Below are 8,068 nucleotides of genomic sequence, written 5' to 3'. Positions count from 1 at the left end.
CGCAGCACCGGCGGTCGCAACAGGCTGCCGACATGGTCGGCGCGGAACGGTGGGCGGCCTTGCGGCAGGGTCGTCATTGGCGCATGCTCCCGGTCATGAGTTTTTTCTATAGGGCTATAGATGAAATCTAGATCGGCAGCCGCCCCGGATGCAAGCCCCGTCAGGCGCAGCCCGCCGCGGCGCGAGCCGCCGCTGCGCAAGAGCGGCGCGGACGAGCCTGCCGAGCGACGCAAGCGCGCGACACACCGCCGCGCCGCCGAAATCATCGAGGCGGCAGCAAAGGTCTTTGCCGAGCGCGGCTATCACGGGGCCACCACCCAGGACATCGCCGACGTTCTGAAAATCCGTCAGGCCAGCCTGTATTATTATTTCCCCTCCAAGGAAGTGGCGCTCGAACTGGTCTGCATGCGCGGGGTCGAGGGATTCTTTGAGACCGAAAAGGCCATCGCCGACGGTCCCGGCACCGCAACCGAACGCCTTTCCGGCCTGATCCGGGCGCATATTTCGCCGCTTCTGGACCGCGGCAATTTCATGAAGGTGTTCCTCACCCAGCGCCAGTTCCTGCCGGCGCACAGCCGTCGCAAGGTTCGCAAGGTCTCGCGCGAAATCGAGGCGAATTTCGAGACCGTGCTGAAACAGGGCCAGCGCAGCGGCGAGTTCCGTGACGACCTTGATACGCGCCTCGTCACATTGTCGATACTGTCGGTCGTGAACGGCTGCGCGGCATGGTATCCACGCGAGCGCGTGTCGCTAGAGCGCATTGGCGGCGAGTTCATTTCGCTGATATTGCGAGGCATCGATGCGCCGCGGACCGGGGCGGAAAAGTGGGCACGCAGATCGTTCTCGCGCCGGCGCAATCAAACAATTTGATTGACCTATAGAATGTCCGTTGTTGAAATAACAGCGGAACAAGAGCCGGCGCACCGGCCAGGTCCATTTCGGGAGGAAGGCTGCGATGAAGATGTCGTTCGACGGCACCGCGCATTTGTTGCCGGTCATGACGGAGCCGTCATGACCCACGCGGCGTCGCAATCTCCGGAATTCGCAGTGCTTCGCGGCAAGACCGCACCCGGGCTGATCGCGGAGCATGCGCGGAACAAGCCCCGCGATGTCGCCTATCGCGCGAAGAGCCTCGGCCTCTATCGTGAAAGGACATGGCGCGATTATGCCGCCGCGGTGGGACGCTGCGCGCGTGCGCTGCAATCACTGGGCCTCGCCAAGGGCGACCGCGTCGCGATCATGGGCGACGCGTGCGAGGAGTGGGCGGTCTGCGACATGGGCGCGCAAGCTGCGGGCGGCATCGTCTATGGGATTTATCCCACCGCTTCGGTGTCCGAGGTCGAATTCCTGATGAAGGACGGTGGGGCTTCGATCTTCATCGCCGAGAATCAGGAATATATTGACAAGATCCTGCAGATCACCGATCGCCTGCCCGATCTGAAATGGATCGTGGTGATCGACGATTCGGCAATGTTCGACTACAGCGATCCGAAGCTGGTCTCGCTTTCGCAAATCGAGGAACGGATATCCGCCGACGATGCGGCAAACATCGCGGCACTTGAAGCGATGGCCGCCGCACTCAAGCCCGACGATCCGGCCTTCATCGTCTACACCTCGGGCACCACCGGCAATCCCAAGGGTGCGCTGATCTCGCACGGCAAGCATCTCGCCGGCACCTACACCATCGTCGATCACTATCCGACCCTGCGCGACAAGGATCACCGCACCGTGGTGTTCCTGCCGCTCTGCCATATCTTCGGCCGCGATGTCGCGATCACACTGCCGCTGATCTCGCGTCTGGTCCCGCATTACGGCGAGACCGTCGACGACCTGATGCAGACCATGTTCGAGGTGGCGCCGACGGTATTGTTCACGGTGCCGCGCTACATGCAGAAATTCGCCTCGCAGGTGCTGGTGGGATTGAGCACCACATCGCCCGCCAAGCGGCTGGTCTACAACGCGGCCATGACGCTCGGCCGCTCCGCTGCGCGCCGCCGCTGGGCCGGACAGACCGGCGCGAGTACCGATGTGATGAATACGCTCGCGCGTTCGGTCGCGTTCGGCCGCGTGCTCAACAAGCTCGGCCTCGACAGGCTCGAGCTTGCGATTTCCGGTGCGGCACCGTTGCCGAAGGAGACTGCGGCGCTCTGGCAGATCTGGGGTGTCAATCTCGTGGAAGCCTATGGTCAGACCGAGACCGGCGGCGCCTTCATCAGCGGCCAGCCGCAGGCGTTCGCGAAGCCCGGCAATGTCGGCACCGTGGTTCCCGGCTGGCAGGTGCGTCTCGACGACGACGGCCAGATCCTGGTCAAGGGCCCGGACCAGTTCGAGGGCTACTGGAATCAGCCGGACGCGACGCAGCAGATCGTCGACAGCGAGCAATGGCTGCATACCGGCGATGTCGGAGAATGGCAGGACGGCAATCTGCGGCTGATCGACCGCGCGCGCGATTTTCTCGTGACCGCTGGCGGCAAGACCATTTCGCCATCGGCAATCGAAAGCGCGCTGCGCGCCAGCCCCTATATCGGCGAGGCGATCGTGTTCGGGCACGGCCGCAAATATCTCACCGCGCTGATCGAGATCAATTTCGATTCGGTTGCCGATTGGGCGCGCGCCAGCAACGTGAGCTATACCGGGTTCACCAGCCTCGTGCAGAGCGAGGCGGTGCGGGGCCTGATCAGGGCGGAGATCGACAAGGCGAACACCGAGTTCGCACGCGTCGAGCAGATCAAGGCGTTCCGCATCCTGCCAAAGGAACTCGACCCCGAGCAGGATGGCGAGCCGGTGACGCCGACGCGCAAGGTCAAGCGCAATCTGATGTACGACCGGTTCAAGGACCTGATTGAAGGCATGTATGACGACACCGAGGAGCGTTTGCTCGCCGCGGGTGCGGGAGACGCGCTGCGATGACGAAGCCGGAGAGAATGATCGAAGCCTGAAAATCTCCATCCTCCGCTCATTCCCGCGAAAGCGGGAATCCAGAGTCTTGTGCTGGGCCCGCCTTCGGGATGAGAGGCCAGAAAAAAATAGAATAAGACACACCACAAAGGGAGAACGCCAATGCTGAAGCGGAGCCTGATGGGAGCGATTGCCGCGCTCGCCATGACACTGCCGGCCGCAGCGCAGGAGGCTTACACGATCGGCCTGACCGGGGCGATGACCGGACCGGCCGCCGGCACCCTCGGGCCGGCGGTGGAAGGCTTGCGGCTCTATATCGACAAGTTGAACGCGGCCGGCGGCATCGACGGCCGCAAGGTGAACTTGATCCTGCAGGATGATTCCGCGGCGCCATCGAAAGCCGCGGCGAATGTGAAACGGCTTTTGTCGCAGGACAACGTCCCGGTTCTGGTGAATGCGAGCCTCTCGTCCACCTATGCGCCGATGCTCGCGGAAACCAAGCGGGCCGGTGTGCCCGTCCTGTTCATGGGGGCGGTCTGCCCGAAGGAAGTGCTGCCGCCGGACGCCGATCCGCTGCAATTCTGCTCGACCGGTTTTGCGCAGACCTACGACAGCCGCGCCGCGCTCGAATATGTGAAATCGGTGGCCAAGGGTCCGGTGAATGTCGGCTATGCGGCGATGGCAATCCCGATCTCGCGATCGGAGATCGATTTCGCCGCGGCGGAAGGGGAAAAGATGGGCTTCAAGACGGTGGCCAAGGAAGTGATCCCGCCGCCGACTCCGGACTACACGCCGTTCGCCACCAAGATCAAGGATGCCGGCGCCAACTGGGCGTTCTCCTGGGCGCCGTGGGTGACCGAAATCCGGACCTTCGAGGCGCTGCGCCGGCTTGGCTGGGACGGCGAATATCTCACCATCGCCCATCTCGAGGCCGAGGGTGAATTGCCACGCGTGAAGGATCCAAAATTCTATGTGATGGGCGCGAACTCGTTCTATGCGGACGGGCTCCCCATTCACAAGGAGATCGAAGAGGCGGCCAAGACCGGCGGTGCCAAATATCCGGCCAACCAGATGACCGAAGGCTGGCTCGGCGGTCTCGCGCTGGAAGCAGCCTTGCGCAAGGCCGGCTGGCCCGCCACCAAGGAGAAGATCGCCGCTGCCATGTCCGATCTGAAGGTCGACACCAAGGGCCTGCGCGGCGTGCCCATGGTCTGGACCAAGGACAACCACTTTCGCACCCAGCAGGCCTATCGGGTCTATCGCTGGAATGACGGCAAGATCGGGATCCTGCAGGACTGGAAAGTGTATGACGTGAAGTGAATCCGTGCGGATTTGTCCCGGGATTCGGATTTTTTCGACTCCCGGGGCGCCATTCCCTTGCACTCGATGGCCGCCTGTCGCAGGGCTGAATAATGAATTTCCGAAAGACCGGGTAGCGTGCAACTCCTCGTCAACATCATTGTCCTGTCCTCCATCTATGCGCTGATCGCCTGCGGCTACGTGCTGATCTATCGGGTCAGCCGCGTGCTGAATCTGGCGCATGGCGAACTCATGATGGTCGGGTCCTATCTCCTCCTGACCACGGCCTGGATGTTCGCAGGATCGCCGGTGACGGCGATCGCCTCCGCGGTCGTGCTCAGCCTCACCGTCGGCGTACTGGTCTATCTGTTCCTGATGCGCAAGATGACCGGCGAGATGGTGCTCGCGGCGGTCCTGACCACGGTCGCGCTCGGTATCCTGCTGCGCGGACTGATGGTCCTGATCTGGTCCGCGCAGACCCAATATCCGGCACAGGCGCTTGGTTTTTCGAACCCGGCGATCGCGCTGCCGGGCGGCGCGCGCATCTCGCTGTTCGCCGCGATCCTGATCGGCGTCACGATATTGACCTACACCTCGCTGTTCATCTTCCTGCGCTTCGGCGCCTGGGGCGTACGCATGCGCGCGGCCGGGCAGAATCCGCTGCTCGCGGCGCAACGCGGCATCAATCTGCACGCGGTCTATGCGCTGGCCTGGGGCCTCTCGACGCTGACCGGCGCGCTTGCCGGCATGCTGATCTCGCTCGATTCCGGGCTGACCGAGACCATGGTGATCATCGGGTTGAAGGCCTTTCCGGCGGCGCTGGTCGGCGGGCTCGATTCGCTGGTCGGCGCCATTGTCGGGTCGCTCATCATCGGCGCCTGCGAAGTGCTGGCGATCCAGTATATCGATCCGCTGCTTTCCGACGTGATCCCGTTCGTGGTGCTGATCGCATTTCTGATCGTGCGGCCCTGGGGCCTGTTCGGCACCCGCGAGGAACTCGATCGTGTCTAACCAGCCGCGCGCCTCGGGATATTTTCGCACAAGCTACGCGCAGGACGTAGCGCTCCTGCAGACGCGCATGCAGCGAGTCAGCCTCGCCGTCTTCATCGTCGTGCTGCTCGGCTTTCCGCTGGTCGCATCGAATTTCTATCTCGATCTCGCGACCCAGGTGCTGCTGGCCTCGATCGGAGCGCTGTCGCTGATGCTGCTGACCGGCTATGCCGGGCTGATCTCGCTCGGACACGCCGGCCTGCTGTGCGCCGGCGCCTTCACCGCCGGCATCCTGTTCAAGGAATTCGACACCCCGATCTGGCTGACGCTGCCGGCGGCGGCGCTGGTCGGCGCGCTGCTCGGCATCATCTTCGGCCTCCCGTCGCTGCGGCTGCGCGGGCTCTATCTCGCGGTCTCCACCCTCGCGCTGCATTTCATCGTGGTCTATCTCGGCGGCGAATACGAGACCAAGCGCGGCTTCTCGACCGGCATCACCGTGGATGCGCCGGTCGTGTTCGGGTTCGAACTCTATGGCGGGCCCACCTGGTATTACGTGATGCTGGCATTCGCCGCGCTCACGCTGCTCCTGTGCATCAACCTCCTGCGCACCCGGATCGGCCGCGCCTGGCGCGCCATCCATGCGCACGAAACCGTGGCCGAAGCGCTCGGCATCAACGTCGCGGCCTACAAGCTGCTCGCCTTCGTGATCTCGTCGGCAATCGCCGCGGTCGCGGGCGCCTTGTTCGCCTATTACCGCAGCTTCGTCTCGGTCGAGGCGTTCTCGATGTTCCTCACCATCCAGTATGTGGCGATGGTGATCATCGGCGGCATGGGCTCGCTGCTCGGCGCCATTCTCGGCGCGCTGTTCGTCACGATTTTCCCCTATGTGATCGAGGGCGCGCTGCTGGCGCTGCCGAATGCGCAGTCCTATGCCGGGCAGCTCTTCGCCGTGAACTATGCCGGCTTCGGTCTGGTGATGATCCTGTTCCTGGTATTCGAACCGCTCGGCCTGGTCGGCATCTGGCACCGCATCCAGACCTACTTTCTGCTCTGGCCGTTCAAGCATCGCCCGGTCGCGGGAGCGCGCAAATGACCGTGCAGCCAAGTCATTTGCCGCTCCTCACAGCCGAAAAGCTCGCCGTGGTATATCACCACGCCATCACCGCCATCCAGGGCGTCTCGCTCACCGTGCGCGAGGGCCAGATCGTGGCGATCCTCGGCACCAATGGCGCGGGGAAATCCACCACTTTACGCGCGCTCTCGGGCTTCCTCGGCATCGACAATGCGCGCGTCGCCGAGGGTACCATCACCTTCCGCGACAAGCGCATCGAGAACCGTCCGCCGAATGAACTGACGCGGCTCGGCATCGCACTCGTTCCCGAGCGCGAGAAGGTGTTCCCGAATCTCACCATCGCAGACAATCTCGCCGCGCCCTTCGCGCCGGCCATGAGCAAGGCCGAACGCCGCCGTCGCGAGGAACAGGTCTATTCGTTCTTCCCGCGGCTCGGCGACCTTCGCGCCCGCATCGGCGGACTTCTCTCCGGCGGCGAGCGGCAGATGCTGGCGCTGGCCTCCGGACTGATGTGCAAGCCGCAGCTTCTGCTGGTCGACGAACTATCGCTCGGCCTCGCCCCCGTCATCGTCGAGGATTTGATGGCGCGCCTCGTGCAGATCCGGAACGAACTCGGCATCACCATCGTCATCGTCGAGCAAAGCGCTGCGGTCGCGCTCGATGTCGCCGATTATGGCTATGTGCTGGAGAATGGCCGCGTCGTGCTCGACGGCGACGCCGACAAGCTGAAATCCCACGGCGACATCCAGGAATTCTATCTCGGACAATCCGGCGGCGCGGAACGCAGGAGCTATCGCGACGTCAAGCAATATCGCCGCTCGCGGAGATGGTATGGCTGAACTCGATGTCGACAATCTCACGCTGCGCTTCGGCGGGCTGGTGGTGCTGGATGGCGTGTCGCTTGCGGTCGAGAAGGGCGAACTGCTTGCGCTGATCGGACCCAATGGCGCCGGCAAGACCTCGGTGTTCAACTGCATCAGCGGGCTCTATCCCGGCGAGGGCGCGATCTCGTTCCGCGGCGAATCGCTCATCGGCAAGAAGCCGCATGACATCGCAGCGCTCGGCGTCGCGCGCACCTTCCAGCACGGCGAATTGTTCCCGCAGATGAGCGTGGTCGACAACCTGCTCACCGGCCGCCATCCGCGCATCAGGGGCAATGTGTTCTCCGAGATGCTGTTTCTGCCCTCCGTGCGCGCCGAGGAAATCCGCCAGCGCGAGGCGGTCGAGAAGATCATCGAATTCGTCGAGCTGGAGCGCTATCGCCACACCGCGGTGGGCGGCCTGCCATTCGGCACCCAGAAGATCATCGGCTTCGCGCGCGCGCTCGCCAACGAGCCCGCCATCCTCCTGCTCGACGAGCCCTCCGCCGGCCTGAACCGCGAGGAGCGCGAGGACCTCGCAAGATTCATCCTGCGCATCAAGCATCAGCTCGGCATTGCCATGATCTGGATCGAGCATGATATGCAGATGGTCGCCGACCTCGCCGACCGCATTCACGTGCTCGATTACGGGCGCACGCTGGCGAGCGGTCCGGCCGACGCCGTGCTGAAGGATGAGAAGGTCATTGCCGCCTATCTGGGGACAGGGAAGCAGCACTAGCCGCGGCGCGCAAAGTGGCGTGAGCGCAGCTGTCTCCCCCCTCGTCCCCGCGAGGCATCTTCCTTCTCCCTCCCCCCGCGAAGCGGGGGGGAGGGTCGATCGACTGAGCGCAGCGAAGGAGATCGGGGTGGGGGGCTTTTGCCTCCAAGCCATCTCGTTGTCCGTTGCAGCGAAGAAGCCCCCCACCCGGCGCCCCCCAGGTTCGGCTCG

Annotated in this window: 7 protein-coding genes; all 7 read left to right on the top strand. The window is 63.8% G+C overall.

Annotated elements, in window-relative coordinates; genetic code table 11:
• The first annotated feature begins 120 nt into the window (after window positions 1-120).
• The 7 genes from AB7F49_RS36220 (at window position 121) to AB7F49_RS36190 (ending at window position 7,858) form a co-directional block, all read left to right on the top strand.
• Window positions 121-870, top strand: a complete 750-nt coding sequence (locus AB7F49_RS36220) for a TetR/AcrR family transcriptional regulator (RefSeq protein ID WP_428531791.1) — start codon at window positions 121-123, stop codon at window positions 868-870.
• A 141-nt stretch (window positions 871-1,011) separates the two neighbouring features.
• The gene (locus AB7F49_RS36215) at window positions 1,012-2,910 is read left to right on the top strand and encodes an AMP-dependent synthetase/ligase (RefSeq protein WP_428531788.1); all 1,899 of its coding nucleotides are present in this window, start codon (window positions 1,012-1,014) and stop codon (window positions 2,908-2,910) included.
• Window positions 2,911-3,060: 150 nt separating this feature from the next.
• Complete coding sequence (locus AB7F49_RS36210; protein ID WP_428531785.1) at window positions 3,061-4,218, top strand: ABC transporter substrate-binding protein; 1,158 nt, start codon at window positions 3,061-3,063, stop codon at window positions 4,216-4,218.
• Between the two features lie 117 nt (window positions 4,219-4,335).
• Window positions 4,336-5,208 (top strand): branched-chain amino acid ABC transporter permease, encoded by an 873-nt coding sequence (locus tag AB7F49_RS36205; RefSeq protein ID WP_428531782.1) that lies wholly within the window; start codon window positions 4,336-4,338, stop codon window positions 5,206-5,208.
• Entirely contained in the window at window positions 5,201-6,280 is a 1,080-nt protein-coding gene (locus tag AB7F49_RS36200; protein ID WP_428531779.1) for a branched-chain amino acid ABC transporter permease, read from the top strand. Before AB7F49_RS36205 ends, AB7F49_RS36200 begins: the two co-directional genes overlap by 8 nt.
• Entirely contained in the window at window positions 6,277-7,098 is an 822-nt protein-coding gene (locus AB7F49_RS36195) for an ABC transporter ATP-binding protein (protein ID WP_428531776.1), read from the top strand. The genes AB7F49_RS36200 and AB7F49_RS36195 overlap by 4 nt, the downstream gene beginning before the upstream one ends.
• Entirely contained in the window at window positions 7,091-7,858 is a 768-nt protein-coding gene (locus AB7F49_RS36190; RefSeq protein WP_428531773.1) for an ABC transporter ATP-binding protein, read from the top strand. The genes AB7F49_RS36195 and AB7F49_RS36190 overlap by 8 nt, the downstream gene beginning before the upstream one ends.
• Window positions 7,859-8,068 lie beyond the last annotated feature (210 nt).

It is taken from the genome of Pseudorhodoplanes sp., assembly GCF_050250235.1.
Lineage (GTDB): Bacteria > Pseudomonadota > Alphaproteobacteria > Rhizobiales > Xanthobacteraceae > Pseudorhodoplanes.
Note: the sequence above shows the minus strand (reverse complement) of the source record. Positions and strands in the feature narration are given on the sequence as shown.